Source organism: Pseudothauera lacus, assembly GCF_003034845.1.
Taxonomy (GTDB): Bacteria; Pseudomonadota; Gammaproteobacteria; order Burkholderiales; family Rhodocyclaceae; genus Pseudothauera; species Pseudothauera lacus.
In genome coordinates this window covers 1-24,231 of record NZ_PZKC01000004.1, presented here as the reverse complement: position 1 = coordinate 24,231, position 24,231 = coordinate 1, and the positions used below count along the sequence as shown (strand labels likewise).

At 67.0% G+C, this 24,231-nt stretch carries 23 protein-coding genes, 2 tRNA genes and 1 rRNA gene; 9 read left to right on the top strand and 17 right to left on the bottom strand.

The window, feature by feature from the left end:
* The first annotated feature begins 38 nt into the window (after window positions 1-38).
* From C8261_RS05650 to C8261_RS05635, 4 genes are all read left to right on the top strand, one after another.
* Window positions 39-1,007: a WD40 repeat domain-containing protein gene (locus C8261_RS05650; RefSeq protein ID WP_107492702.1), complete on the top strand. Its 969-nt coding sequence runs from the start codon at window positions 39-41 to the stop codon at window positions 1,005-1,007.
* A gap of 100 nt (window positions 1,008-1,107) precedes the next feature.
* The gene (locus C8261_RS05645) at window positions 1,108-1,299 is read left to right on the top strand and encodes a hypothetical protein (protein ID WP_107492701.1); all 192 of its coding nucleotides are present in this window, start codon (window positions 1,108-1,110) and stop codon (window positions 1,297-1,299) included.
* 47 nt (window positions 1,300-1,346) lie between these two features.
* Window positions 1,347-1,422: transfer RNA gene (locus C8261_RS05640), tRNA-Thr, on the top strand.
* Window positions 1,423-1,543: 121 nt separating this feature from the next.
* On the top strand, window positions 1,544-1,978 hold the full coding sequence (locus tag C8261_RS05635; protein WP_107492700.1) for a YqaA family protein: 435 nt from the start codon (window positions 1,544-1,546) through the stop codon (window positions 1,976-1,978).
* Between the two features lie 69 nt (window positions 1,979-2,047).
* Here C8261_RS05635 and C8261_RS05630 read toward each other — a convergent pair whose 3' ends face one another.
* The 5 genes from C8261_RS05630 to C8261_RS05610 all read right to left on the bottom strand — a co-directional run bounded on the left by C8261_RS05630 (window position 2,048) and on the right by C8261_RS05610 (window position 9,095).
* A complete protein-coding gene (locus C8261_RS05630) occupies window positions 2,048-2,626 on the bottom strand; it encodes a TetR/AcrR family transcriptional regulator (protein WP_107492699.1) in 579 nt (192 codons plus the stop codon).
* Entirely contained in the window at window positions 2,627-5,689 is a 3,063-nt protein-coding gene (locus C8261_RS05625; RefSeq protein WP_107492698.1) for an efflux RND transporter permease subunit, read from the bottom strand.
* Window positions 5,690-5,703: 14 nt separating this feature from the next.
* Window positions 5,704-6,777: an efflux RND transporter periplasmic adaptor subunit gene (locus C8261_RS05620; protein WP_181358857.1), complete on the bottom strand. Its 1,074-nt coding sequence runs from the start codon at window positions 6,775-6,777 to the stop codon at window positions 5,704-5,706.
* 98 nt (window positions 6,778-6,875) lie between these two features.
* Window positions 6,876-7,712 carry a hypothetical protein gene (locus tag C8261_RS05615; protein ID WP_107492696.1) on the bottom strand — a complete coding sequence of 279 codons (837 nt, stop codon included), beginning with the start codon at window positions 7,710-7,712 and terminating at the stop codon, window positions 6,876-6,878.
* A gap of 81 nt (window positions 7,713-7,793) precedes the next feature.
* Complete coding sequence (locus tag C8261_RS05610) at window positions 7,794-9,095, bottom strand: D-amino acid dehydrogenase (protein ID WP_107492695.1); 1,302 nt, start codon at window positions 9,093-9,095, stop codon at window positions 7,794-7,796.
* Between the two features lie 136 nt (window positions 9,096-9,231).
* Here C8261_RS05610 and C8261_RS05605 point away from each other — a divergent pair, with 136 nt between their 5' ends.
* Entirely contained in the window at window positions 9,232-9,702 is a 471-nt protein-coding gene (locus C8261_RS05605; RefSeq protein ID WP_107492694.1) for a winged helix-turn-helix transcriptional regulator, read from the top strand.
* A 3-nt stretch (window positions 9,703-9,705) separates the two neighbouring features.
* On the opposite strand, the gene C8261_RS05600 is transcribed toward C8261_RS05605, so the two are convergent.
* Both C8261_RS05600 and C8261_RS05595 read right to left on the bottom strand, forming a co-directional pair.
* On the bottom strand, window positions 9,706-10,518 hold the full coding sequence (locus C8261_RS05600) for a dioxygenase family protein (RefSeq protein WP_107492693.1): 813 nt from the start codon (window positions 10,516-10,518) through the stop codon (window positions 9,706-9,708).
* A gap of 9 nt (window positions 10,519-10,527) precedes the next feature.
* Window positions 10,528-10,974 carry a DoxX family protein gene (locus C8261_RS05595; protein WP_107492692.1) on the bottom strand — a complete coding sequence of 149 codons (447 nt, stop codon included), beginning with the start codon at window positions 10,972-10,974 and terminating at the stop codon, window positions 10,528-10,530.
* 155 nt (window positions 10,975-11,129) lie between these two features.
* Between C8261_RS05595 and C8261_RS05590 the strand changes: the two genes are divergently transcribed.
* The 4 genes from C8261_RS05590 to C8261_RS05575 all read left to right on the top strand — a co-directional run bounded on the left by C8261_RS05590 (window position 11,130) and on the right by C8261_RS05575 (window position 14,583).
* The gene (locus C8261_RS05590) at window positions 11,130-12,032 is read left to right on the top strand and encodes a LysR family transcriptional regulator (protein WP_107492691.1); all 903 of its coding nucleotides are present in this window, start codon (window positions 11,130-11,132) and stop codon (window positions 12,030-12,032) included.
* Window positions 12,033-12,108: 76 nt separating this feature from the next.
* Window positions 12,109-13,218 (top strand): Acg family FMN-binding oxidoreductase, encoded by a 1,110-nt coding sequence (locus C8261_RS05585; RefSeq protein ID WP_181358856.1) that lies wholly within the window; start codon window positions 12,109-12,111, stop codon window positions 13,216-13,218.
* A 100-nt stretch (window positions 13,219-13,318) separates the two neighbouring features.
* A complete protein-coding gene (locus tag C8261_RS05580) occupies window positions 13,319-14,170 on the top strand; it encodes a DUF6544 family protein (RefSeq protein ID WP_107492690.1) in 852 nt (283 codons plus the stop codon).
* On the top strand, window positions 14,167-14,583 hold the full coding sequence (locus C8261_RS05575) for a class I SAM-dependent methyltransferase (protein WP_107492689.1): 417 nt from the start codon (window positions 14,167-14,169) through the stop codon (window positions 14,581-14,583). The genes C8261_RS05580 and C8261_RS05575 overlap by 4 nt, the downstream gene beginning before the upstream one ends.
* A 392-nt stretch (window positions 14,584-14,975) precedes the next feature.
* On the opposite strand, the gene C8261_RS05570 is transcribed toward C8261_RS05575, so the two are convergent.
* The 10 genes from C8261_RS05570 to rrf all read right to left on the bottom strand — a co-directional run bounded on the left by C8261_RS05570 (window position 14,976) and on the right by rrf (window position 24,224).
* Window positions 14,976-15,052, bottom strand: a tRNA-Met gene (locus C8261_RS05570).
* 113 nt (window positions 15,053-15,165) lie between these two features.
* Window positions 15,166-15,609 carry a cyanase gene (gene cynS, locus C8261_RS05565; RefSeq protein ID WP_107492688.1) on the bottom strand — a complete coding sequence of 148 codons (444 nt, stop codon included), beginning with the start codon at window positions 15,607-15,609 and terminating at the stop codon, window positions 15,166-15,168.
* 13 nt (window positions 15,610-15,622) lie between these two features.
* Window positions 15,623-16,564, bottom strand: a complete 942-nt coding sequence (locus tag C8261_RS05560; RefSeq protein WP_107492687.1) for an ABC transporter ATP-binding protein — start codon at window positions 16,562-16,564, stop codon at window positions 15,623-15,625.
* Window positions 16,565-16,571: 7 nt separating this feature from the next.
* Window positions 16,572-17,414 (bottom strand): nitrate ABC transporter permease, encoded by an 843-nt coding sequence (gene ntrB, locus C8261_RS05555; RefSeq protein ID WP_107492686.1) that lies wholly within the window; start codon window positions 17,412-17,414, stop codon window positions 16,572-16,574.
* Window positions 17,415-17,419: 5 nt separating this feature from the next.
* Complete coding sequence (locus C8261_RS05550) at window positions 17,420-18,784, bottom strand: CmpA/NrtA family ABC transporter substrate-binding protein (protein WP_107492685.1); 1,365 nt, start codon at window positions 18,782-18,784, stop codon at window positions 17,420-17,422.
* A gap of 20 nt (window positions 18,785-18,804) precedes the next feature.
* Window positions 18,805-19,485, bottom strand: a complete 681-nt coding sequence (locus C8261_RS05545; protein ID WP_107492684.1) for a DJ-1/PfpI family protein — start codon at window positions 19,483-19,485, stop codon at window positions 18,805-18,807.
* Between the two features lie 100 nt (window positions 19,486-19,585).
* The gene (locus tag C8261_RS05540) at window positions 19,586-20,260 is read right to left on the bottom strand and encodes a response regulator (RefSeq protein ID WP_107492683.1); all 675 of its coding nucleotides are present in this window, start codon (window positions 20,258-20,260) and stop codon (window positions 19,586-19,588) included.
* Window positions 20,257-21,363: a sensor histidine kinase gene (locus tag C8261_RS05535; RefSeq protein ID WP_219905148.1), complete on the bottom strand. Its 1,107-nt coding sequence runs from the start codon at window positions 21,361-21,363 to the stop codon at window positions 20,257-20,259. Before C8261_RS05535 ends, C8261_RS05540 begins: the two co-directional genes overlap by 4 nt.
* Before the next feature lie 247 nt (window positions 21,364-21,610).
* A complete protein-coding gene (locus tag C8261_RS05530) occupies window positions 21,611-23,983 on the bottom strand; it encodes an ATP-binding protein (RefSeq protein WP_107492681.1) in 2,373 nt (790 codons plus the stop codon).
* Between the two features lie 128 nt (window positions 23,984-24,111).
* A 5S ribosomal RNA gene (gene rrf / locus C8261_RS05525) occupies window positions 24,112-24,224 on the bottom strand.
* Window positions 24,225-24,231: the final 7 nt, after the last annotated feature.

Here is a 24,231-nt window from a genome sequence, read left to right as displayed (position 1 = left end):
TACAATCGACCTCGAAACCACCCGTGGAGAACCCTCCGGTGAGTCATCGCTGCCCTGCCCTTGCCGCCTTCCTCAGCGCCGCCGTGCTCGCCCTCGGCGGCTGCGCGGATGTTGCCGAACGGCACTGGCAGGCGACCGAAGAGGGCGGGCTGTTCGCCGCCAGCTTCGACCCTGCCGGTGAGCACCTGCTCACCGCCAGCGTCTTCCACGGCGCCAGCCTGTGGCGGGTGAGCGATGCCACCCGCCTCCATGACTGGCAGCACGGCGAAGACGCCGGCGCCCTGGTGGCCACCGCCTTCTCACCCGACGGCCAGCACGCCGCCACCGCCGAGCGCCACCGCATCGTCCTCTGGGACACCGCCAGCGGCCGCGCACTGGGCTTCTGGTCCACCACCGGCGGCATCCAGGCGCTCGCCCTGTCAGCCGGCGGCCGCCGGCTGCTGGTCGGCCTGCACGACAACCACGCCCTCCTCATCGATACCGCCAGCGCACAGCCGCTGGCGCGCATCCGCCACGGCAGCGCGGTGACGGCGGTCGCCATCAGCGCCGACGGACGCTTCGGCGTCACCGGCGCCAGCGACGGCATTGTGCAGTCGTGGACGCTCGACAGTGGTGAGGCAGGGCTGAGCTGGAAGTTCGATGGCGCAGTCACCGTGCTCACCCTGGCGGGCGACGGCAGCCTGCTGTTCGGCGCCCGCGCGCATGGCAAGGGACAGATCTGGCGCTTGCCCGACGGCCAGCCCGTGGCCACCATCGGCCAGCCGCGCACCACCATCGTCAGCGCCCGCTTCGCCGCCGACAACGGCACCCTGCTCACCGGCCTGCCCGGCGGCCGCATCATGCTGTGGAGCAGCGCCAGCGGCGAATTGCTGCACCACTGGCAGGCCGCCCAGCCCACCGGCACCCGCGCCAGCGGCCTGAGCACGTTGGCGGTGGCCTACGGTGCCCGTCCGGGCAGCGTGCTGGGGGCCTATTCGGACGGCAGCGTGCGCACCTGGGTGCGCTGAGCGAGTCCACACGGAAGCAAGAAGCCGGCGCGCATGCCAGGCCGGCACCGCCCCGCCGCTGCGCTATCATCGCTACAGTCCCCTCACCACCGGCACCACCGTGAGCGCTCCGACCCCCAACTGCAACGCCTGCGCGCACTTCTACATCACCCACGACGCCACCTTTCCGTACGGCTGCCAGAAGCTCGGCTTCAAGAGCAAGCGCCTGCCCCAGTACGAGGTGCTGGCCTCCTCCGGCTTGCCCTGTCTGGTCTTCCAGCCCAAGGGGCGCAGGCGCGCGCCGCCGCGCTGAGGCACGCGCTGCGCGGGCGCAGGCTCCTGGGCTATAATCCGCCGCGCGCCGGCATAGCTCAGTTGGTAGAGCAGCGCACTTGTAATGCGAAGGTCGGGGGTTCGACTCCTCTTGCCGGCACCACTCCCCCATCACCTCGCCCTGTTGCACGCAGACCCGCTCAGGGCTGGCGGCGGGGCGCAGGCGCCGCCCTTCCCTCCCGCACCACGCCTGCCGCAGGCGCAAGGGCGGCCCCCGAGTCGCGATGTCCGCAGCCCTCTCCGGCCTGTTCCTTTCCGCCCTCCTCGCTGCGACCCTGCTGCCGATGCAGTCGGAGGCCGTGCTGGTCGGCTTGCTGGTGCTCGGCACCTACCCGGTCTGGGCACTCCTGGCCGTAGCCACCCTCGGCAACGTGCTGGGCGCGCTGGTAAACTGGCTCCTTGGCCGCGGCATCGAACGCTGGCACGACAGGAAGTGGTTCCCATTGCGCGGCGAACGCCTGGCCAGCATGCAGGCGCGCTACCACCGCTATGGCCGCTGGTCGCTGCTGCTGAGCTGGATGCCGGTGATTGGCGACCCGCTCACCGTTGTCGCCGGGGTGATGCGCGAACCGCTGTGGAGTTTCCTGCTGTTGGTCACCATCGCCAAGTTCGGCCGTTACCTGACACTGGTCATGCTGACCACAACGATGGCCTCATGATCACGCTCGCAACCCCGGCTGGACTGCCGCCTGCCGCGCTGGCATGCGCGGACTGTCCGAAACCGCACATCACGCTTCCGGATCTGACCCCGCGCCGGCAGCCAGCTGCGCGGCCATGGCCTGCAGGCGAACCTCGATGGCATTGCGCAGGGCGGGGTCGAAAGCGGCCAGATCGAGGCGTTCATAGAGCGCCAGACCCTCGCTGGCGAGCCAGACGATCAGCGCCCCCACGGCGTCCGCGTGCTCGTCCTGTACTCCGGCCAGCGCTGCGGCAATCTCCGGGCGCACACCGTCGAGCAGGGCCGGACGCTCCGCTGCGGCGGCGAGAATGGCAAGCAGCACACTGTCGTCAACATCGGCATAGAGGCGCAGGCGCGCCTGCAGCAGGCGCTGCAGCAGGGTGCTGTGCGGCGCCGCCTCGCGGGCCTCGGCACGGAACTGCAGCGAACGTTCCACCACCCGCCCGAGCATGCCTTCGAGCAGCGCCTCCTTGCTGGGGAAGTGATAAAGCAGCCCGCCCTTGCTGATGCCGGCCTCGTGCGCCACCGCATCGAGGGTGAGATGGCTGGCACCGGCAGCCTCGATCACCCGCGCAGCAGCCTGCAGGATGGCCAGGCGCGACTGCGCGCCCTGTCGTTTACCGGCCATTCAGTGGTCTCCCTGTGAGGTGGCGGCACGGATGCCGAAGATGCGCGCATAGAACACCGGCACCGCCACCAGGGTAAGCACGGTGGCGAAGGCCAAGCCGCCGATGATGGTCACCGCCATGGAGGCGAAGAAGGCATCCCACAGCAGGGGCAGCATGCCCAGCACGGTGGTCAGGGCGGTGAGCACCACCGGGCGGATGCGGCTCACGCTGGCCTCCATCACCGCTTCGCCGCAGGCCGCCTTGCCGCTGCGGCGGTTGTCGATCTCGTCGATCAGCACGATGGCGTTCTTCATCAGCATCCCGGAGAGGCTGAGCAGCCCGAGCAGCGCAGTGAAGCTGAACGGCATGCCGGTCAGCAGCAGTCCGGCAGTCACCCCGCAGATCGCCATCGGCACGATCAGCCACACCACCAGCGCCTGCCGCCAGGCGTTGAACAGCAGCACGGTGATCACCAGCATGACCAGGAAACTGCCTGGCAGCGTGGCGCCCAGCGAGGTGCGCGAGCGCTGCGAGTTCTCGTACTCGCCACCCCACTCCAGGCGATAGCCATGCGGACGCGCGATGCCCTCGACGGCGGCGCGCACCTGGCGCAGGGCAGCGTCGGCGGTCAGCCCGGCGGCCGGCTCGCCCTGCACGGTGAGGGTGCGCACGCGGTCGCGGCGCTGGATGAGGGCTTCCTCATGGTCGACGGCAAAACCGTCGACAACCTGCGCGAGCGGGATGTAGCGGCCCTCGGCGGCGCTCCAGATCAGGCGGTCGTCGAGTCGCGCGGCCTCCAGGCGCTCGGCCTGCGGCGGGCGCAGGATGATGGGAATCTGGCGCTCGTCCTCGTAGAAGCTGCCGCTGCGGATGCCCACGGTAGCGAAGGCCGTGGCTTCGGCAAGATCGGCGCGGGTGACGCCGGCGGTGCGCGCGTGCGCCTCATGCCAGCGCGGCACCAGCACCAGTTCGCGCTGGCGCCAGTCGTGGCGCAGATCGACAACGGCGCCGGAGTGTTGCATCAGCGCCTGCGCACGCTCGGCGAGCGCGCGCAGTTGCATGGGGTCGGAACCGGAGAAGCGCGCCTCGATCTTGGCACCGTCGCCGGGGCCGAACATCAGCCGGCGCAGGTAAATCTCGCTGTCCGGCAGGGCGGTACGTACCTCCCCCTGCACTTCGGCCATCAGCGCATCCATGCGCGCGCGGTGCTGCGGATGCAGGCGCACGATGAGGTGGCCGAGGGCGGCATTGGCGGCCTCCGGCGAGTAGGTGAGCATGAAGCGCGCACCGCCCTGACCGACGTAGCTGGTCACCGATTCGACCTCCGGACGACGCAGCAATGCGGCCTCGATGGCGATGACGTCGCGCTCGGTGGCGCGGATGTCGCTGCCCTGGGGCTTGAAGTAGTTGATGGTGAATAGCGGTGTATCGGACGGCGGCAGGAAATCCTGCTTGACCGCGGTGAAGCCGGCGATCGCCAGCGCGGTGAGCGCCACCAGCGCGGCGATGGTCTTCCACTGGTGGCGCAGGGCCAGCGCCAGCATGGCGCGGTAACGCTGGTAGGCCACGCCGCCATAGAGCGCGTCGCCATCGCCGCCACGCAGACGGCCGAACAGGTAGTGGCCGAAGAGCGGCGTCACGGTGACCGCCAGCAACCAGCTCAGCAGCAGCGAGATGGCAATCACCGCAGCGAGGGAGAAGAGGAACTCGCCGGTGACGTCCTGCGACAGGCCGATGCCGGCAAAGGCCATCAGGCCGATCACGGTGGCCCCCAGCAGCGGCATCTGCGTGCGCGTGGTGGCTTCGGCGGCGGCCTGGCGCGCGCGCAGGCCGCGCTGCATGGCGACCAGCATCGACTCGGCAACGACGATGGCGTTATCCACCAGCATGCCCATGGCGATGATCAGCGCCCCCAGCGAGATGCGCTGCATCTCCATGCCGAAGAGCTTCATGAAGAACACCGAACCGAGCACGGTGAGCAGCAGCGTGGCGCCCACCGCGACGCCGATGCGCCAGCCCATGGCCAGACACAGGACGGCGATGACGATGCTCACCGAGAGCACCAGGTTGGCCATGAAGCTGTCGATGGATTCGGCCACCACGACGTGCTGCTGGTAGATCGGCTGGATGTCCACGCCTGCGGGAATGCGCAGCCGCAAGGCGTCGAGATAGGCCTCGACCACCGCCCCGACCTCGACGATGTTGGCGTCGGCAAGCGCCGACACCGCCAGCGTGAACGCAGGCTGGCCATTGTGGCGGATGAGATGGGCGGGAATCTCGTTGTCGCTGCGGATGACCGTGGCGACATCACCCACGCTGAGCTCGCGGGTCGTGCCGGGAATGCCGATGCGCAGATCCTCCACGGCATCGGCCGAACCCAGCAAGGCCTGGCTGCGCAGCCGCACGCGGCGGTCGCCAAGGACGACGTCGCCGGCCTGCACCACCACGCTCTCGACCTGGATCAGCGCCGCCAGTTGCGACAGCGACAGCTCCAGCGCGCTCAGTCGTTCGCGGGGAATCTCGACGTAGATGCGCTCTTCGAGCACGCCGGCGGTCTCCACCCTCGCCACCCCGGGCAGGGTGAGCAGTTCGCGGCGCAGGAAATCGGCCAGCTCGTAGCGCTCGCGGGTGGTGAAACCGTCGGCGCGCACGGCGTAGTAGATGCCGAAGACGTCACCGAAATCGTCGATCACCTGCGGCGCCTTGGCCCCCGGCGGCAGGCGCGGCTGGACGTCATGGACGCGCCGGCGCAGCTCGTCCCAGGTCTGCGCCACCTCGGCGCCGCGGTAGCGGTCCTTGATCTCCACGGTGATGCGCGAGTTGCCCGGCGTCGAGCGCGACTCCAGATGCTTGAGCTGGGGCAGTTGCTGCAGGGCGGTTTCGAGCAGCTCGGTGATCTGCTGCTCGACCTCGACAGCGCTCGCACCCGGGTAGTCGGTGAGGATCACCGCCTGCTTGATGGTGAAGGCGGGATCTTCGAGTTTGCCGATGCTGACCACCGCCCACAGACCGCCGAACAGGCAGAAGAGGATCAGCATCCAGGTGTGGACGGGTTTCTCGATGGCGTGGGTGGCCAGGGACATCGCGCCAGCCCCGCTCAGTAGCCGGAAAACGGGCGCACGCGCTGCCCCTCGTGCAGATGGGCGACGCCGGCGGTGACGATGCGGTCGCCGGCCCGCAGGCCGTCGACCACCATGATGGCGTCGTTGCGCACGTTGCCGACCAGCACGCGCTGGCGGCTGACGCTGCCGCTGCCTTCGTCGTAGCGCCAGACGTGCAGCACGCCTTCTGCAGAGGTGTCGAGCGCGCCAAGGGGAATCCAGATCGCCTCCAGGGCCAGCGCCTCGCGCGCGCTGATGCGCACCGGCAGGGTCATCCCCGGCAGCAGCAGACGATCCTGCGGGCGCGGCATGGCAAAGCTGACGCGGTAGGTCTGGCTGACCGGATCGGCCTCTGCGGCGTGTTCGAGATACTGCAGTTCGAGCACCTCGCCAGTGCTCTCGTCGAGCACCGCATGGGCGCGGTGGCGCTCGAAGCCGCCGGCGTGGCGGACCAGCATCTCCGGCACATGCACGTGCATGCGCAGCTCGGCAAGGTTATGCACGCGCAGCACCGGGGCGCCAGCCTGCAGCATGGCGTGACGCTCCTGCAGGCGGCGGGTGACGAGGGCATCGAAAGGGGCCGCCAGGCGGGCATGGCCAAGGTTGCGCTGGGCCTGTTCGAGGGTCAGGCGGGCCTCACGTGCGGCCAGCTCGTAGCCGTCGAGCATGGCCTCGCTGACGAAGCCCTGCGCATTGAGCTGACGGCCGCGCTCGAGGTCACGCGCCGCGCGCGCCGCGGCGACTTCGGCCTTCTCGACCTGGAGACGGAAGTCGGTGGGATCGAGGGCGGCGAGCAACTGCCCGGCTGGCACCGTCTGGCCCTCCTGCACCGGCAGCGTCTGCAGCCGTCCGCCGACCTGAAACGCCAGATCGACGGTGCTGGCGGCTTCCACCTGGCCGACGAAGAAACGCCCTGCCATCATCCGGTCAGGTTCCACCACCATCATGTGCACCGGCAGTTCGGGTGCCTCGGCGGCAGGCGGCGCGGCGCGCTCGCCACACCCGGCGAGCGCCAGTACGCTGCCGGCAAGCAGCACAAGCGAACGGGCGGTGAACACTCCGGGAGCCATGACTTTCCTCGCAATACGCAGGCAGGCTCCAATACTATACCGTCCAGACGGTATAGTCATCCGCGCGCGCAATGCCTTGGGGTGCTGGCTGCCGCGCCTCAGCTGCGCACGCGCGCAGTCAGCGCACCGGGGCCGAACTCGGCCTCCACCGCGCGCTGGTTGTCGGCCGCCCAGGCCACCGCGCGGGCGGCGTTGTCGATGCGGCGGTCGAGCAGATGACCGTCCGCGGCGAGCATCTCGGCGGCATCACCGAAGGCCTGCGCGACGTTGGCGAGGGTCTGCAGCGCGCCGCTGCGGTTGGCCCCCAGAGCGGCGGCAAAGGCGGCTTCGTCGAGCACCGCCTGACCATCGGCGGTGAAGCTCAGCCCCATGTCGGTGAAGCCCAGGGCGTGACCGCCGTTGCCCGCGCCATGAAAGATGGAGCCGACCTCGCGGCGCAGCGAAAAACGCGCCACCTCGCCGGCCTGGTTGTCGGCCAGCAGCCCGCCGGCTTCGAAATAGGGGTCGAACTCGGCATCCCAGGCGTTGTAGCGCGCAATGAAGCCCTGCACGGCGGCGGTCACCGCGGCATCGTCGGCGCCGCCGTCGATCTGCCCGAGCGCACGGCTGGCCTCGCCTAGCTCGGCGACGCGCGCGCGCAACTGCTCCAGCACCCTGGCCTCGTCACCGATTTCACCGACGCGCGCGTTGTAGCGTCGCATGAAGGTGGCGTTGCTGGCCTCGAGCTGGCCGAGCACGGCATCGAGGCGGGCGGACGCCAGCCCGCCGCCCAGCCCCGCCGCCGCACCGCCGGCACCGGGATGGAGGGCGAGTTGGGCATTCAGCAGGGTGTTGAAGAAATCGTTGTTCGCGGCACCGGCGCGCCTGCCCCCTGCGTCCGTGGCAGTCAGCGTGGCCAGCGCGTTGAGGCGGAAGACGGCGAGATCGAGATCCATGCGGGAGCTCCGGCGCGGGGGTGATGCTTCAGTATAGAGCGCCCGTCGCCGCAGCTCCGGCAAAATGGTGTGACGGCGCGCTCAGGCGTGCGCGGCGTGGGTGCCGCCGGCGTGGCGTGGCGCGCTGCCGCTGCGATAGCGCGCCACGCCGAGGTCGTCGGCGCGGATGGCGGGCTGACGACCGCAGACCAGATCGGCAAGCAGGCGCCCGGAGCCGCAGGCCATGGTCCAGCCCAGCGTGCCGTGGCCGGTGTTGAGGTACAGCCCGGGGATCCCCGAGGGGCCGACCAGCGGCGTGCCGTCCGGGGTCATCGGCCGCAGTCCGGTCCAGAATTCGGCGCGCGGCAGGTCGCCACTGCCGGGGAAGAGATCGTCCGCGACCATCTCCAGGGTGGCGCGCCGGCGGGCGTCGAGGGACAGGTCGAAACCCGCCAGCTCGGCCATGCCGCCCACGCGGATGCGCTGCTCGAAGCGCGTCACCGCGACCTTGTAGGTTTCGTCGAGCACGGTGGACAGCGGCGCCGCGGCGGCGTCGGTGAGCGCTGCGGTGAGCGAATAGCCCTTCACCGGATACACCGGAATGTCCAGCCCGAGGGGCTGCAGGAAGGGACGCGAGTAGCTGCCCAGCGCAAGCACGTAGCGATCGGCCTCCAGGCGTTCGTCTGCGGCGCGCAGCGCGCGGATGCGCCCGCCTTCCATCTCGAAACCATCCACCGCCAGGCCGTGGCGGAACACCACCCCCTGCTCCGCCGCCAGCGCTGCCAGATGCCGGGTGAACAGGGCGCAGTCGCCGGTTTCGTCATTCGGCAGGCGCAGCCCACCGGCGAGCTTGTGCTTCACCCGCGCAAGAGCAGGCTCGGCTCCGGCCAGGGCATCGCGGTCGAGCAGTTCGAAAGGCACGCCGCACTCCTCCAGCACGGCAATGTCGCGTGCCGCGGCGTCGAGCTGCGCCTTGCTGCGGAACAGCTGCAGCGTGCCGCGCATGCGTTCCTCGTAGTGGATGCCGGTGCTGCTGCGCAGCTCGCGCAGGCAATCGCGGCTGTACTCCGACAGACGCATCATGCGCTCCTTGTTCACCGCATACGCCGCCGGCGTGCAGTTGCGCAGCATGGCCAGCATCCAGCGCAGCTGGAAGAGGCTGCCGTCGGCACGCACGGCCAGCGGCGCGTGGCGCTGGAACAGCCACTTCACCGCCTTCAGGGGAATGCCCGGGGCCGCCCACGGTGTGGAGTAGCCCGGCGAGACCTGACCGGCGTTCGCATGACTGGTCTCCATCGCCGGCGCCGGCTGGCGATCGACCACGGTAACGCGCGCACCGGCGCGGGCCAGATAGTAGGCGGTGGTGGTGCCGATGACGCCGCTGCCGAGGACGAGTACGTGCATGAGTATCTCCACAAGAGCACGATTGCATTGAATATGTGAAGTCTAGTTCGCATATCACAGTGCTTTTCACTAAACTAGTGCCTTCTAAAAGTGATTTTTATCGTCAAACACCCTGACGGCCATGCCTGGGAGTGACATGCGCGACCTCGACCGCATCGACCGCAAGATTCTCGATCTGCTGCAGAAAAATGCCCGCATGGCGATGACCGAACTGGCCGACAAGGTCGGTCTTTCGGCCAGCCCGTGCACCGAGCGCGTGCGCCGCCTGGAGCGCGACGGCGTGATCACCGGCTACCACGCCCACGTCAACCCGCACGCCCTCGGACGCAGCCTGCTGGTGTTCGTCGAAATCAAGCTGTCGGCCAAGTCCGGCGAGGTCTTCGAGCGCGTCAAGAACGAGATGCGCTTCGTTCCCGAAGTCATGGAGTGCCATCTGGTGTCGGGGGATTTCGACTACCTGGTGAAGGCCCGCATCGCCGAGATGAGCGAATATCGCCGCCTCCTCGGCAACATCCTGCTCAAGCTCCCCGCCGCTGCAGAATCGCGCAGCTACGTGGTGATGGAAGAGATCAAGGAAACCCTCTACCTGCCGGTGTCGCCGTCCTGACGGTCAGCGTGCCGCGCGCACGGCGTCGACCTGCGCCGCAGTGCCGAAAACGAAGGCGTCCATGGCCAGGATGCCGTACTCGATGCCGCCGTCGATGCGCCATGCGCTGCCCCCAGCCGCGCCCGCCGCGGCGGCGACCAGCAGGGGCCAGAAATGCTCCGCGGTGGGGTGCGCGCGCAGCGCCGCGGGGGCACGTTCGAGGGCATGGAGGAGATCGTCGTGCGCTCCGGCGGCAATGGCCCTCGCCACCCATGCGCTGAACTCGCGCACGTAGGGCTGGTCGGCGCCGCGTGAATGGCGGAAATCGGCAAGATTGTGGGTCAGGCTGCCAGAGCCGACCACCAGCACGCCTTCGTCACGCAAAGGGGCAAGCGTCTGCCCCAGCCGCCACGCCGCCACGGCGTCCAGCGCCAGCGGCAGCGAGACCTGGAACACCGGCACATCTGCGCCTGGAAAAAGATGCAGCAACGGCACCCAGGCACCGTGATCGAGTCCGCGCACCTCATCGGCCTGCACCGCCCACCCCGCGGCACCGAGCAAGCCGCACGCCCGCCCGGCCAGCCCGGGGTGGCCGCTGGCCGGGTAACGCAGTTCATACAGCGCCGCCTCGAAGCCGTGGAAATCGTGAATGGTCGGCGGCTGCGCGGACGTTCCCACACGCAGGTCCGCCGTCTGCCAATGCGGCGACAGCACCAGCACCGCGCGCGGCCGGGGCAGGCGTGCGCCGACTGCCGCAAGAGCAGCGCCGGCCGTCCCCGGCCGCAAGGCAAAGGTCGGCGCACCGTGGGAAACGAACAGCGACGGCAATCCACTCATCACTCCTCCTCAGCCCAGGCGGGCGGCGATCCAGCTGTCCGCCGAGGCTCGGCCACCGCCGCTGAACAGCAGCGCAAGCGCAGCGGCGAGCAGCACCAGCGCGAACTCGTAGCCGTTGTTGCTGATGAACAGGCCGTGTTCGAAGTGGACCGCGAACACCGCCACCGTCATCGCAAACGCCAGCGCCGCCGCTGCAGGGCGCACCAGCAAGCCGGCGAGCAGCGCCAGACCGCCGAAGAACTCCGCTGAGCCGGCCAGCAGCGCCATCAGATAGCCCGGCGAGAGGCCGATGGAGTCCATCCAGCCGGCGGTGCCGGCCAGACCATGACCGCCGAACCAGGCGAACAGCTTCTGCGCTCCGTGCGCAGTGAAGATGATGCCTACCGGGATGCGCAACACCAGCGCCGCCCAGCCCGCATCGGAAGAAAACAGACCGCGAATGGATTGAATGTTCATCTGCAATGCTCCTGAGAGTGTTGCCCGCGCACAGCATGAAGCACACGGGCGGATTAACGAAAACGGTCGGACAGCGGCCGTTGACACACTCTATTTACGCAGCAGATCAAGATAAAGTAGGCTTCAGACAATCAACTATTCCATTTACTGGAACAATGTCACGCCTCCAGCAGATGCAGACCTTCGTCGCCGTCGCTGAAGCCGGCAGCTTTGCCGCCGCAGCCGAACAACTGGGCAGCTCGCGTCCGGCCGTCTCCCGCCAGATCGCCGAACTGGAGCGCCGCCTCGACGTCCGCCTCCTCCACCGCACCACCCGCCGCCTGTCGCTGAGCGCCGAGGGGGAAGTCTTTCTGGCGCGCTGCAAGCGCCTGCTCGGCGACCTCGATGAGGCAGAAGCGGAGATCACCGTACGCAGCGGCCAGGCCATTGGCCTGCTGCGCGTGAACGCCCCGGTGAGCTTCGGCATCGCCCGCCTGGCGCCCTTGTGGGGGCGCTTCCAGGCGCGGCACCCGCGCGTCGAACTGGACATCACCCTCTCCGACCGCATCGTCGATCTGGTCGAGGAGGGCTACGACCTCGCCATCCGGATCTCCCGCCTGCCCGACTCCACCATGATCTGCCGCCGCCTGTCGTCGACCCGCCTGCTGCTGTGCGCCTCGCCCGCATACCTGGCGCGCGCCGGCACCCCCACGCACCCCGGCGAGCTGGCCGCGCACGCGACACTGGCCTACAGCTACTTCGCCGGCGGCGACGAATGGCCCTTCCACGGCCCCGACGGTCCCATCAGCGCACGCGTCCGCCCGACCCTGCGCAGCAACAACGGCGACACCTGCGTCGCCGGCGCCCTCCAGCATCAGGGCATCGTCCTGCAGCCCGACTTCCTCGTCGACGAACATCTCGCCAGCGGGCAGCTGGTCGAGCTCATGCCGGCCTACCGCTCCCTGGAGCTGGGCATCTATGCGGTTTATCCAAGCCGCAAGCACCTCACCCCCAAACTGCGCCTGCTCATCGACCACCTCGCCGCACACTTCTCCGCCAGCGCAGACCCGCCGGCCTGACTGACAGCAGTCGCGTGCCGGCGTAAGATCGGCACGTATCCAGGGCGCTGGACCCTCTCCTCTCCTTGCACGCACCATGATGCCCAGAAGGAAGTTCATTGCCGCAGCCTCACTTGGCGCCGCAGGTGTCGCCGCGGGCGGCTTCGCGCTCGCTGCGCGCACTGCGCGCGCCCGCTACGAAGCCCTGGTCGACACCACCTGGCGGCACGGCACGGACACTGCGAACAGCCATCGCGCACGCCTGCTGGAACTGGTGCGCTACGCCACGCTTGCGCCTTCCAGCCACAACACCCAGTGCTGGAAATTCCGCCTCCGGGAAGACGCCGTGTCGATTCTTCCCGACTTCCAGCGCCGCTGCCCGGTGGTCGATCCGGACGACCACCACCTCTTCGTCAGCCTTGGGTGCGCCGCCGAGAACCTCATCCAGGCCGCCGCGGCCCGGGGCCTGCACGCCGAGGCAGCCTTCACCGCGGCCGGCGACGAGGCGCTGACGATCGCCCTGACCCCTGCCCGTGCGACAGCTTCACCGCTGTTCGAGGCCATTCCGCTCCGCCAGACGACGCGGGCGGAGTTCGACGGCAAGGCGCTCACCAGCGCGGAGCTGCAACTGCTGGAAAAGGCCGCCGCCGGCACCGGCGTCCGCGTCCTGCTGCTCACCGCACGCAGCGCCCTGGAGCAGGTGCTCGACTTCGTCATCGCCGGCAATAGCGCGCAGATGGGTGAGCCCGCCTTCGTCGACGAACTCAGGGACTGGATACGCTTCAACGGCGCGCACGCGGCGCGCAGCGGTGACGGGCTGTTTTCCGGCTCCTCGGGCAACCCCTCGATGCCGGAGTGGCTCGGCAGACGGATGTTCGACCTCTTCTTCACCGCGGCGGCGGAAAACGACAAGTACGCGCGCCAGATCCGCAGCGCCGCCGGAATCGCGGTGTTCGTTTCCGAGCGCGACGACAAGCCGTCATGGATCGAAGCCGGACGCGCCTTCGAGCGCTTTGCGCTGCAGGCTGCCGCACTCGGGATCCGCCACGCGCACCTGAATCAGCCCGTCGAAGTATCCTCGCTGCGCCCCGCCTTCGCCGCCGCACTGGGCCTGAGCGGCGGCCGGCCCGACCTGGTGGTCCGCTTCGGGCGCGGCACGCAGATGCCGCGCTCCCTGCGACGCCCGCTCGAAGCGGTGCTGCTGTGAGCCTGCGGCAAGACGTCCGCACACCCGCCCCCGGCCATCCCGCGCCGCCCCGCACTGGCAGGGAAAGGCAGGCACGCCGCGGTGCGGCAAGGAAGGCGCCATGACCCTCCTCAGCCTTGCCCTGGCAGCCCTCGCGGCAAGCGTGTGTGCGCTGATCGCGCTGCGTGCCCGCGACGCGCTCGCCGAGCGCGGCGAATGGAGGCGACTGGCCGCACTGCAGCCAGACAGCCCCGCCCCGTACGATCCGGCAATGGTCGCCGGACTGCCGGAAGCGGCGCAGCGTTTCTTCAACTTTGCCATCCGCCCCGGCACCCCCCTCCTCACCGTGGCGGAGATCGGCATGGGCGGCGAGTTCAGCCTCGGCTCGCGCGCACAGCCCAACTACCGCCCGATGGCAGCGCGCCAGATACTCGCTGCCCCACAGGGCTTCCTGTGGACGCTGCAGATCCCCGGCGCAGTGCCCTTGTCCGGCTCCGACAGCGGCAGATGGACGCGCTTCCGCATCCTCGGCCTGATCCCGGTCGCCCGCATCGGCGACGATGCCGACCATGCGCGCGCGGCCTACGGCCGCTATGTCGCCGAAGCGCTGTTGTGGACCCCGGCGGCACTGCTGCCAGCACCGGGCATCACCTGGACAGCGGTGGATTCCGACACTGCCCGCGTCACCGTGGCGCATGCAGGGCTGTCGCAGACCGTGGAGCTGAGGGTGGATGCTGCAGGACAGCCGGCCGACATCCGCTTCCTGCGCTGGACCAATGCCAACCCGGAGCGCAAGTACCGCCTCCAGCCCTTTGGCGCCCTGCCCGGGGACTTCCGCGAAGTCGAGGGCTTTCGCCTGCCCTTCCGCGTCGACGCCGGCAACCTCTTCGGCACCGACGCCTACTTCCCATTCTTCAAGGCAAGGCTGAGCGCATTGCGCTTTCCGCCCCCGCCGCCCCGCAGGGTTTCATGACCCCCAGCACAGCCGCTCTGTGGCGGCTGGCCTCCCGCTGCCACAGCCTGCCCTGCCCGATGTGGCTGCGCTGGCTGGTTGAGCTGGACAACCCATTCACGCACACCAACCGCGCCCGGTTCATCGTCGAGACGCTGGCCCTGGCGCCCGGGATGGCCGTCGTGGACGCAGGCTGCGGCCCTGGTCGCCTGACGGTGCCGCTTGCTCAGCGCGTCGGCCCCGACGGTCGCGTCGTCGCGCTGGATATCCAGCCCGGTATGCTCGCCAGGGCACGACAGAAGACCGAGGCAGCACACCTGGGCAATGTCGACTTCGTCGCAGCCGCGCTCGGCGACGGCAAACTCCCCGCCTGCCACTTCGACCGCGCCAGTTTAACCAAGGACCTTAGCTTAGAGGTATCCGCAAGCGACTGATTTATATGTTATCCAGCCTTGCTTCGGCGCGTTTCGTTTAGACAACGATGGTGCATGGAACTGTTCTTTGAGTCCGGCCTGTCGTAGCAGCTCGAAGCCGAAGCAAGTCGAGGCGATGTACGACCAGCCCCGCAAGCAATATGTGTGCTGTTCGGTTTTGACGCCGTAGCAAGGGGGGACGTCCCGGGTAGTGGTGCAAGAGCTGCGGGAGGTGGGGCCGCCCGATGTGCGTAAGCCTGGGTTCAGGGCGGGTTCTGGCCGACGTCTCCGGGCTTCCGGAAACCGCTTCGGTTGGCACGATTTGTGGGGTACCCCCAAATCGATTTACGCCAATTTACGCCAGACCCACAAAGCACAAAGGCTTACGCATCGCGTAAGCCTTTGATTTTATTTGGTTGCGGGGGCAGGATTTGAACCTGCGACCTTCGGGTTATGAGCCCGACGAGCTGCCAGACTGCTCCACCCCGCGTCGGAGAAGCAAAACTATAGCTCATCGAAACAACCCGGTCAAGAAATGTTTACGGGAAAGTTACCGCAGGCGCAGTCGGTGTGGCCGCGCCTTGCGCGCGGCCGCACTCTCGCTCAGTAGGTCTTGTAGGGCAGGAACTTGCCGCTCATGGTGATGCTGACGCGGTCGCCCGCTTCGTTGGGCTCGCGCTGCAGGTCCATCTTGAAGTCGATGGCGCTCATGATGCCGTCGCCGAATTCTTCGTGAATGAGTTCCTTGAAGGTCGTGCCGTAGACGTTGATCAGTTCGTAGAAGCGGTAGATCAGCGGATCGGTGGGCACGGCGGTGGGTAGCGAACCCTTGTAGGGCACGACCTGCAGCATGGCGACGGCGTCCTCGGGCAGATCCAGGGCCTTGCCGATGGCTTCGGCCTGGGCGGCGCTGAGGGTCATCTGGCCGAGCAGTGCAGCGGTGCTCCATTCCTTGCTGTGGCCGACGACTGCGGCCAGTTGCGTCCAGCTCAGTTTCTTCTTGATCTTGGCGGCGAGGATGAGGGCGGTGACTTGTTCGCGGGTCATGGTGATCTCCTTGTCAGGCAGAGGCTTTGTGGATGCGGGTGGGATTGCTGTGCGGGGGCTGCTGCTGGGCCGAGGGCAGCGGCAGGATCTCGGCGCCGGCGGATTCCAGTCCGGGGCGGACCAACGGCGGATGCAGGGGGTCGTGATCGACGGCGGCACCGTTGGCGAAGTCGTGCGAGCGGTTCACCAGGAAATCCACCAGGTGGTTGCGGATGCGGTAGAACTGCGGGTTGTGGTGCATGGTGGCGCGGCTGCGGTCGCGCGGCAGGGTGACTTCGACGATTTCGGCGATGCGGGCGTAGGGGCCGTTGCTCATCAGCACGATCTTGTCGGCGAGGAGGATGGCTTCGTCGACGTCGTGGGTGATCATGAACACGGTCTGGTGGGTGGCCTGCACGATGGCCAGCAGCTCGTCCTGGATGGTGCCGCGGGTCAGGGCGTCGAGGGCGCCGAAGGGCTCGTCGAGGAGGAGCATCTTCGGTTCGATGGCAAAGGCGCGGGCGATGCCTACGCGCTGCTTCATGCCGCCGGAGAGTTCCGCCGGCTTCTTGTCCATGGCGTGGCCGAGACCGACCATCTCCAGGTACTTGGTGCTGTGGGCGTGGATCTGCTGCGCGCTCCATCCGGGCCAGCGCGAGCGCACGCCGAATTCGACGTTCTTCAGTGCCGACAGCCAGGGCAGCAGGGCATGGCCCTGGAAGACCACGCCACGGTCGAGCGAGGGGCCGCGGACTTCCTTGCCGTCCATGATCACCAGCCCGTCGCTGGCTTCGTCGAGGCCGGCGAGGACGTTGAGGATGGTGGTCTTGCCGCAGCCGGAGTGGCCGATGATGCAGGCGAACTCGCCCTTCTCGATACCGAAGTGGATGTTCTCGAAGACGGTGAGGTCGCTCTTGCCGCGTTCGCCGGGAAAGCGCTTGGCAAGCCCTTCGACCTTGAGGAAAGGTGCACTCATGGGTTCATCACTCCTTGTAGGTCACCGCGCGTGCCAGGCGCGCCAGGGTGTTGTCGAGCAGCATGCCGATGAGGCCGATGAAGAGGATGGCGCTGATGATGTTGGCGATCGACAGGTTGTTCCATTCGTTCCACACGAAGTAGCCGATGCCGGTGCCGCCGACGAGCATCTCGGCGGCGACGATGACCAGCCAGGCGATGCCGATGGAGATGCGCATGCCGGTCATGATGGTGGGCGCGGCGGCCGGCAGGATGACGTGGAAGGCGGTGCGCAGGCGCGATACTTCGAGAGTGCGGGCAACGTTGATCCAGTCGCGCCGCACGGAGGCGACGCCGAAGGCGGTATTGACCAGCATCGGCCACAGCGAGCAGATGAAGATCACGAACACCGCCGAGATCCCCGAGTCCTTGATGATGTAGAGGGCGAGCGGCATCCATGCCAGCGGCGAGATCGGCTTGAGGATCTGGATGAAGGGGTCGAGCGCCTTGTACACCAGCGGCGACATGCCGATGACGAAGCCCAGCGGCACAGCCACCAGCGCCGCCAGCCCGAAGCCCATCAGCACGCGGGCGATGGAGTGGCCGAGCTGGATGCCGATGCCCTTGTCGTTGGTGCCACGGTCGTAGAACGGATCGCTGAGATGTTCCCACAGCTTGGCGCCGACGTCGGCGGGGGTCGGCATCGCCGACTTGCCGCCGCTGGCCGCGGCGGCGCCGATCAGTGCGGCGTACTCGTCATCGACCACCACCGCGCCCTGCTCCTGCTTGGTGGCCAGTTGCCAGAGGCCGATCAGCAGGGCGAGGAAGAGCACCGACAACAGCGGCGCCAGCCAGGGTTTCTTGTCGCTCATGGTGCTCAACTCCTGCGGATCGCGAAGCTCTCGATGTAGGCCTCGGGCTTGCTGGGATCGAAGGGCTTGCCCATCACCTCGAAGGACTTCGCCGGATTCTCCGGCGCCACCATGCCGACCTCCTTCATCAGACGGGTGGCGTCGGTGGCGAGGAAGACCTCGCGGGCGACGCGGGCGTAATCGACATCGCCGCGGATCTGCCCCCAGCGCTTCATCTGGGTGAGGATCCAGACCGCGAAGGATTCGTAGGGGAAGGGATCGAAATCAATGCGCCGGGGATCGCGGACGATGTTGCCGAGACCATCGGCAAAGGTGCCGGTCAGCACCTGCTCGACCACCGTCACCGGCTGGTTGAGGTAGTTGGCGGGGGCGATGGCGGCAGCGATCTCCTTGCGGTTCTCGGCCTTGCGGGCGTAGGCGGTGGCGTCGAGGATGGACTTCAGCAGCGCCTTGTAGGTGTTCGGCATGGTGGTGACGAACTCGCGGCTGGCGGCGAACGCGCAGCACGGGTGACCGTCCCAGATTTCCTTGGAGAGCATGTGGATGAAGCCGACACCGTCATACACCGCGCGCTGGTTGACCGGATCGGGGGCAAGGAAACCATCGATGTTGTCGGCACGCATGTTGGCGACCATCTCCGGAGGCGGCACGGAGCGGATCTGCACATCACGGTCGGGATCCAGGCCGTGCTCCGCGAGGTAGTAGCGCAGCAGGTAGTTGTGCATCGAGTAGTCGAAGGGGACGGCGAACTTGAAACCCTTCCACTGCTTGGGATCGCGCTTGTCCTTGTGCTTGACCGACAGGGTGATGGCCTGGCCATTGATGTTCTCCACCGCCGGCATGGTCCAGGGGATGGGGTTGGAGCCGGCGCCCACCGAGATTGCCAGCGGCATCGGCGAGAGCATGTGCGCGGCGTCGTACTCCTTGGCCAGCGCCTTGTCGCGGATCACCGCCCAGCCTGCGGTCTTGACGACCTCCACGTCGAGCCCGTACTTGGCGTAGTAACCCAGCGGGTGCGCCATGATGATCGGCGTGGCGCAGGTGATGGGGATGAAACCGACCTTGAGCTTGGTCTTCTCCAGCGCGCCGGTGCTTTCCGCAAAGGCCTCCTTGGCTGCGGCGAGCGGGAAGATGCTGGCGATGGCGGCCATCGCCGTGCTGCCACCGACGGCCTTCAGGAAGCTGCGGCGCTGGGCATCCTGCGGAAACAGCGCACGCATCACCGCACCCTCCACCGCGCGATCCTGCATCTCGCGCATTTCGAGGGCTTCGGCATGGTCGTGTTCGGCCTGACTGTGGTGGCGGCCGCAACTGCAACCACCGCGGTGCAGACTGACCTTGTAGTCGAACGGATTGCGGAAGGCAGACATGATCAACTCCTTCTAGAGGTTCAGGCGGACTTCAGGCGGGTTGCCGCCGGGGCGGCGTATTCGATGTCGTGCTCGTACTGGGCGTAGGCGCGCTGGTACTCCATGACCCGCGCCACCTCGTGGATGAAGGTGGCGTCGTAGCCGGCGCGGCGCAGCAGATGGAAGCCGAGTTCCATCCCGGCGCTGATGCCCCCGGCGGTGACGACGCGCCCGGCATCGACGACGCGGGCACGGCTGATGCGGCAGGCGGGGGCGATCTCGGCAAGGCGGTCGATCGGCGTCTTGCCGAGATGAGAGGCCTCCAGACGATCGGGCTCCTTGCGGTTGGTGGCTGCCAGACCGTCGAGCAGACCCATCGCGGCGTAAATCCACGAACCCGTGCACACGCTGGTGAGCAGGCAGTCGGCGGGCAGCGCACGGATATAGTCATGCAGGCGGCGGTTGTGCATCTCCTGACGGGTGCCGAAGCCCCCCGGGATGAGCAGCGCGTCGAGCGCCGGCTGATCGGCGAGACTGTAGTTGGGCAGCACGGTGATGCCGGCCTGGGTCGCCACCGGGCGCATGGCCTCGGCGATGAGGAAGACGTCGAGCTCGGGGTCGAAGCGACGCGCCACCGAGAGCACCCCGCACGGCGCCGCGTAGTCGATGACTTCGGCGTCCTTGAACACATACACGCCCAGTCTGAAACCTGCCTTACGCATTTGCTGCCTCCCGCAATCGGCCTTGCCAACGGTTCCCATCATGCGTTCCGGCTGAGCGCGGCGGTATCGCGGATGTCGTGATTGTGTTGTAGTGCCAGCACTACATGCGCTGATGCTGGTCACTGCCGGCGAGGCCGAAGAGCTGGTGGCGATTGGCGTAGTTGGCCAGCTCGACGATGCTGCGTACCTGGAGCTTGTCGAAGATGCGCGCGCGGTAAGTGGAGATGGTGTTCGCCGACAGGCTGAGCTGCACGGCGATGTCCGACACCGAATGGCCGCGGGCGAGCAGTTCGAGGACCTGGAACTCGCGGTTCGACAGGCTCTCGTGCGGCGCACGGTCGTCATTGCTGCGCACACTGCGGGCGAGCAGCTCGGCGATGCCTGGCGTCAGATACACGCCACCACTCCCGACCCGCACGATGGCGTCGAGCAGCGCCTCGGGTGAGCACCCCTTGTTGAGGTAGGCGCCGGCACCGGCGCGGATCGCGCGCACGCCGAACTGCGACTCCGGATACACCGACAGCATCACCACCCCGACCCCGGGAAACTCCGTGCGCACCGTCTTCAGGACATCGAGCCCGTCGCGCTCGCCGAGGGCGATGTCGAGCAGCATCACATCCACCGCGCGCTCGCGCAGCGCGCGCAGCGCCGCCGCACCATCGGCGGCCTCGCGGATGTCGCCGATGGCCGGCGCCTCGGAGAGGATCTGGATGAGGCCGCGGCGGATGATCATGTGGTCATCGACTACCAGCAGGCTCAGGACGCGGGCGCTCATGCCAGCACCTCCGGCAGCGTCAGGATCACCGTGGTACCAAAGCCGCGGCGGCTGTCGATGTGCAGTTCGCCGCCCAGCGCACGGGCGCGTTCGTACATGCCGAGCAAGCCAAAGCTGGTCGGCGTCGCCGGCACGCCCATGCCGCGGCCGTCATCGCCAATGGCGATCACCAGCGTGCGTCCCTGCGCATGCGCATCGACATCCACGCGGTGGGCGTCGGCATGACGCTGCACATTGGTGAGCACTTCCTGCGCTATGCGGTAGATGGCAATCTCGGCCTCGCGCCCAAGCCGGCAGCGCTCCACCTCCGGAGCGATGCGGGCAAGGCAGAGCAGACCACTGCGGCTCTCGGTCTCCTGCAGCAGGCATTCGAGCGCCGCCCACAAACCGAGGTGATCAAGCACGCCGGGGCGCAGGTCGTTGAGGATGCGGCGCATCGCCCCCATCGCGGTCTGACCGATGTCGAGCGCCGCATCAATGTGCGCGCACACCTTGGCATCATCCTCCAGGCGCTGGCGCAACCAGTTCAGTTCGAGCTGCATGGCGGTAAGCGAGGCGCCGAGGTCATCGTGGATGTCACGCGCAATATGCGCACGCTCCTCCTCACGCACCCGGTTGAGGTGGGCGGAGAGCCGCCGCAAGGCCTCACCGGCCTGCTGCAGACGCGCATTCGCGGCCGACAGTTCGGCGGTGCGCTCGGAAACCCGGCGCTCCAGATCCTCGCGCGCGGCCTGCAAGGCGGCCTCGGTGCGCTTGCGCTCGGTGATGTCGTTGAAGGTCACCACCGCACCGACTACCCGCCCCTCTTCACGGATCGGATAAGAGGCGTACTCGGCCGCAAACGAAGTACCGTCACGCCGCCACAGCACCTCGTCATCCACCCGGCAGCCCCGCCCTTCCTTGAAGGCGCGGAAGATGCGGCAGTCGTGCACCGGCATCAGCTCGGCATCGGCGTGGGAGTGGTGGATGAGGTAGTGCATGTTGCGCCCCAGCACCTCATCCGGGGTATATCCAAGCGCTTCGGCACCGGCGCGGTTGATGAAGATGCAGCGCCCGCGCAGATCGATGCCGTAGATGCCCTCACCGGCCGACTCGAGCAACATCTCCAGCTGCCGCCGCCATGCTGCGTGGTGTGATAGATGGTGCAGATCCCCGAACATCCCTGACTCCGTTGGCTGTCAGGGAGCAGTTCGCAAGAACGGTGCCTGTTCGGAAAAGCGCGCAGGCCGGGCAGCTGGGGGCTAAAACCGGGCTACGACGCCCCATTCATGCACGCTCATGGTGCATGAATCCCAACAGCGTGCCTGTTACACCGGGGAGCGCTTCAGCACACCCCGGCTAGCCACGCCCTCAGTCAAGCCAGCGTGCGAGCGTTGCCTCGAGGCTTGCACGCGTATATGGCTTGGTGAGAAAGTCGTTCATGCCCGCGCTTATGCAGCGTTGGCGGTCTTCCGCAGAGGCATTTGCGGTCAGCGCCACCACCGGAATGCGCAAATCACTCTGGCGCATCAGCCGGGTGGCGGTGTAACCATCCATCACCGGCATCTGGCAGTCCATCAGTACCAGATCAAAACTCTCCTGCGCCAACACCTCAAGTGCCACCTGGCCGTGATTGGCAAGCCTGGCATCAAGACCGAACGTCTCCAGCAGCTTCATCGCCAGCTTCTGATTGATCAGGTTGTCCTCAACCACCAAGACACGCTTGCCGACGAAGTTGTGTTGAACCGGCACACCTTCGGCCCCGCCCTCTGGCGCGGCGCACGGAATGCACGGCAAGCTCAGACAAAACTCGCTGCCCTGCCCAAGCGTGCTGACAACCTCAACATCCCCCCCCATGAGCAACGCGAGTTCCCGAGAGATCTTCAAGCCCAGACCACTGCCGCCGTACTTGCGGCTGGTTGAGTTGTCCGCCTGAGAGAAACTCTGGAACAACCTCCCCAGCGTTTCTTCCGTCATCCCGATTCCGCTGTCACAGACGCTGATCAGCAGCTTCCCCTCCCGTTCGGCAACCAGAAGTCGTATTTCACCGTGCTCGGTGAACTTGAGCGCATTGGAAACCAGGTTATTGAGCACCTGCCGCAGGCGCAGGGAATCACCCTGCACCCATACCGGCACGCCCTCAGCGATGTCGAGCCGCAGCTTCAGCCCCTTCGCCGTTGCGGCGTGGGAGAACACCTCCGCAAGCTCGCGGCACAAGCCATGAAGATCCAGGGCACGCTGCTCGATATTCATCTTGCCGGCCTCGATCTTGGAGAAATCGAGTATGTCGTTGACCAGACCCAGCAGCAGGCCGGCGGAACTCTGTGCCAACCTGACCTGTTCAGCCTGTTCGGCACTCATCTTCGTATGCTCAAGCAACGACAACATGCCGATCACGCCGTTGATCGGGGTACGGATCTCATGGCTCATATTGGCGAGAAACTGCCCCTTGGCCAGGTTCGCTTGCTCCATGGTGTGATGAGAGCGTTGCAACTCAATCGCTGCAGCTTCAATCCCGTCGCGCAGCGAGGCCAGATCGCCCCGGTAATCTGTCTTCATACGCCGCGCGAAATCGCCACCCGCTATACCGCCGATCACTGCGGATGCTTCATTCAAAGCGCGCTCTACGTTTGCCAGCAAGGCATTGAAATTTTCGGCCAGAAGGCCCAGCTCATCGGGTCTCCTGACCTCGACTCTGCCCGAAAATCGGCCTGATGAAATGACGTCATTGATCGTGCTGACGATCTCGAACATTGGCATCACCAAACGTCGCCGTACCACCAGCATCAGCAATCCGACCACCAGTGTTACCGCTGCGGCGAGCGCCAAACTGAGCAAGTACATCGACCGACGCCCCTGTGAGATGTCACGCGAAACCACCTCTGCCGACGCGCGCACCACCGATCGCCCAATCACCTGATCTGCCTTGTCGAGTGCGGGCATATCAATGAGGATATACCCATCGACCAGACGAGCCTCAGATGCGGTGCCGACCGGCGCCCCCCGCGAACGCCGCACCCACTCAGCCGCCTCGCCATCGAACCACTCACGGTGAGCGAGCAGATACTCATCGTCGAACTCTGGACTTACCTCGTAGGTCGCGGGAATGGTTCCCCGGAAACGCTCCTGCAGCGCCGCACGGCTAAGCAGCAGCGTCCACTCCAGACCGGCTTCGCGCAATGCGCGAACAACCGACCCCACCCCCTGGGTTACTGACACCAGACCGAGAACACGCCCTTCATGCATCACGGGCGCAAAACCGATCACGCCTACACCTGCATTTCCGATACCAAAGGTCGCTGCAGCCTCGCGGGTCTGCAGAACACGCGCTGCAAGTGGGTGCGGCGCTCGCTCTCCAAAAAATGCAGGATCCCAGGAGCGCGCGTAAATCACACCATCGGCACCGATGACCTGCGCACGGATACTTCGATAGGCCGAAATCGCCGAGAAGTCCTCAGTAACCGTGCGGATCCCGGACAAGGCAAGTTCGCGATCACCCGCCAGCAGTCCGCCGACCACGCGCGGATCACGCGACAACCCCGCAGCGAAGGAAAGTACCGAGTCTTCCTTGGCGCGCAAGCGCAACGAAACCTCGCGTTCAGCAAGAATGATCGCCTCCGCCCTCGACTTTTCCTCAATCGGCAACACCGTGCTGCGATACATCACCAGCAACAAGATGGCGATAAGACCGGCAGTAAGTAGCGCCGCGGAGGTCAGTAAGGAGCGAAAGACGGATTGCTGCATGCGTAACGAGTCGGGCAAGAGATGTACACCCGATATCGTAGCGCGTAATGGACGACTGCGTTCCAACAGTTGTGGACGTCAAAAAGCCGCTCGATCGTGGTGATCGAGCGGCTTATCGGCATGGGTTAGTCTGACGATGACCTACTTTCGCGAGGGGAACCTCACTATCATCGGCGCGGTCTCGTTTCACGGTCCTGTTCGGGATGGGAAGGGGTGGTACCGAGACGCTATGGTCGTCAGACTTTGAG

What these genes read in the sequence shown, in the direction of transcription:
- C8261_RS05545 (WP_107492684.1), bottom strand. Translation starts at nt 19,485, where the DNA reads ATGCGTAAGGCAGGTTTCAGACTGGGCGTGTATGTGTTCAAGGACGCC.
- C8261_RS05605 (WP_107492694.1), top strand. Translation starts at nt 9,232, where the DNA reads ATGCGCGACCTCGACCGCATCGACCGCAAGATTCTCGATCTGCTGCAG.
- C8261_RS05595 (WP_107492692.1), bottom strand. Translation starts at nt 10,974, where the DNA reads ATGAACATTCAATCCATTCGCGGTCTGTTTTCTTCCGATGCGGGCTGG.
- C8261_RS05630 (WP_107492699.1), bottom strand. Translation starts at nt 2,626, where the DNA reads ATGGCCGGTAAACGACAGGGCGCGCAGTCGCGCCTGGCCATCCTGCAG.
- C8261_RS05540 (WP_107492683.1), bottom strand. Translation starts at nt 20,260, where the DNA reads ATGAGCGCCCGCGTCCTGAGCCTGCTGGTAGTCGATGACCACATGATC.
- C8261_RS05600 (WP_107492693.1), bottom strand. Translation starts at nt 10,518, where the DNA reads ATGAGTGGATTGCCGTCGCTGTTCGTTTCCCACGGTGCGCCGACCTTT.
- C8261_RS05635 (WP_107492700.1), top strand. Translation starts at nt 1,544, where the DNA reads ATGTCCGCAGCCCTCTCCGGCCTGTTCCTTTCCGCCCTCCTCGCTGCG.
- C8261_RS05535 (WP_219905148.1), bottom strand. Translation starts at nt 21,363, where the DNA reads ATGTTGCTCGAGTCGGCCGGTGAGGGCATCTACGGCATCGATCTGCGC.
- cynS (WP_107492688.1), bottom strand. Translation starts at nt 15,609, where the DNA reads ATGACCCGCGAACAAGTCACCGCCCTCATCCTCGCCGCCAAGATCAAG.
- C8261_RS05615 (WP_107492696.1), bottom strand. Translation starts at nt 7,712, where the DNA reads ATGGATCTCGATCTCGCCGTCTTCCGCCTCAACGCGCTGGCCACGCTG.
- C8261_RS05580 (WP_107492690.1), top strand. Translation starts at nt 13,319, where the DNA reads ATGACCCTCCTCAGCCTTGCCCTGGCAGCCCTCGCGGCAAGCGTGTGT.
- C8261_RS05590 (WP_107492691.1), top strand. Translation starts at nt 11,130, where the DNA reads ATGTCACGCCTCCAGCAGATGCAGACCTTCGTCGCCGTCGCTGAAGCC.
- C8261_RS05585 (WP_181358856.1), top strand. Translation starts at nt 12,109, where the DNA reads ATGATGCCCAGAAGGAAGTTCATTGCCGCAGCCTCACTTGGCGCCGCA.
- ntrB (WP_107492686.1), bottom strand. Translation starts at nt 17,414, where the DNA reads ATGAGCGACAAGAAACCCTGGCTGGCGCCGCTGTTGTCGGTGCTCTTC.
- C8261_RS05575 (WP_107492689.1), top strand. Translation starts at nt 14,167, where the DNA reads ATGACCCCCAGCACAGCCGCTCTGTGGCGGCTGGCCTCCCGCTGCCAC.
- C8261_RS05550 (WP_107492685.1), bottom strand. Translation starts at nt 18,784, where the DNA reads ATGTCTGCCTTCCGCAATCCGTTCGACTACAAGGTCAGTCTGCACCGC.
- C8261_RS05560 (WP_107492687.1), bottom strand. Translation starts at nt 16,564, where the DNA reads ATGAGTGCACCTTTCCTCAAGGTCGAAGGGCTTGCCAAGCGCTTTCCC.
- C8261_RS05625 (WP_107492698.1), bottom strand. Translation starts at nt 5,689, where the DNA reads ATGTCCCTGGCCACCCACGCCATCGAGAAACCCGTCCACACCTGGATG.
- C8261_RS05530 (WP_107492681.1), bottom strand. Translation starts at nt 23,983, where the DNA reads ATGCAGCAATCCGTCTTTCGCTCCTTACTGACCTCCGCGGCGCTACTT.
- C8261_RS05610 (WP_107492695.1), bottom strand. Translation starts at nt 9,095, where the DNA reads ATGCACGTACTCGTCCTCGGCAGCGGCGTCATCGGCACCACCACCGCC.
- C8261_RS05620 (WP_181358857.1), bottom strand. Translation starts at nt 6,777, where the DNA reads ATGGCTCCCGGAGTGTTCACCGCCCGTTCGCTTGTGCTGCTTGCCGGC.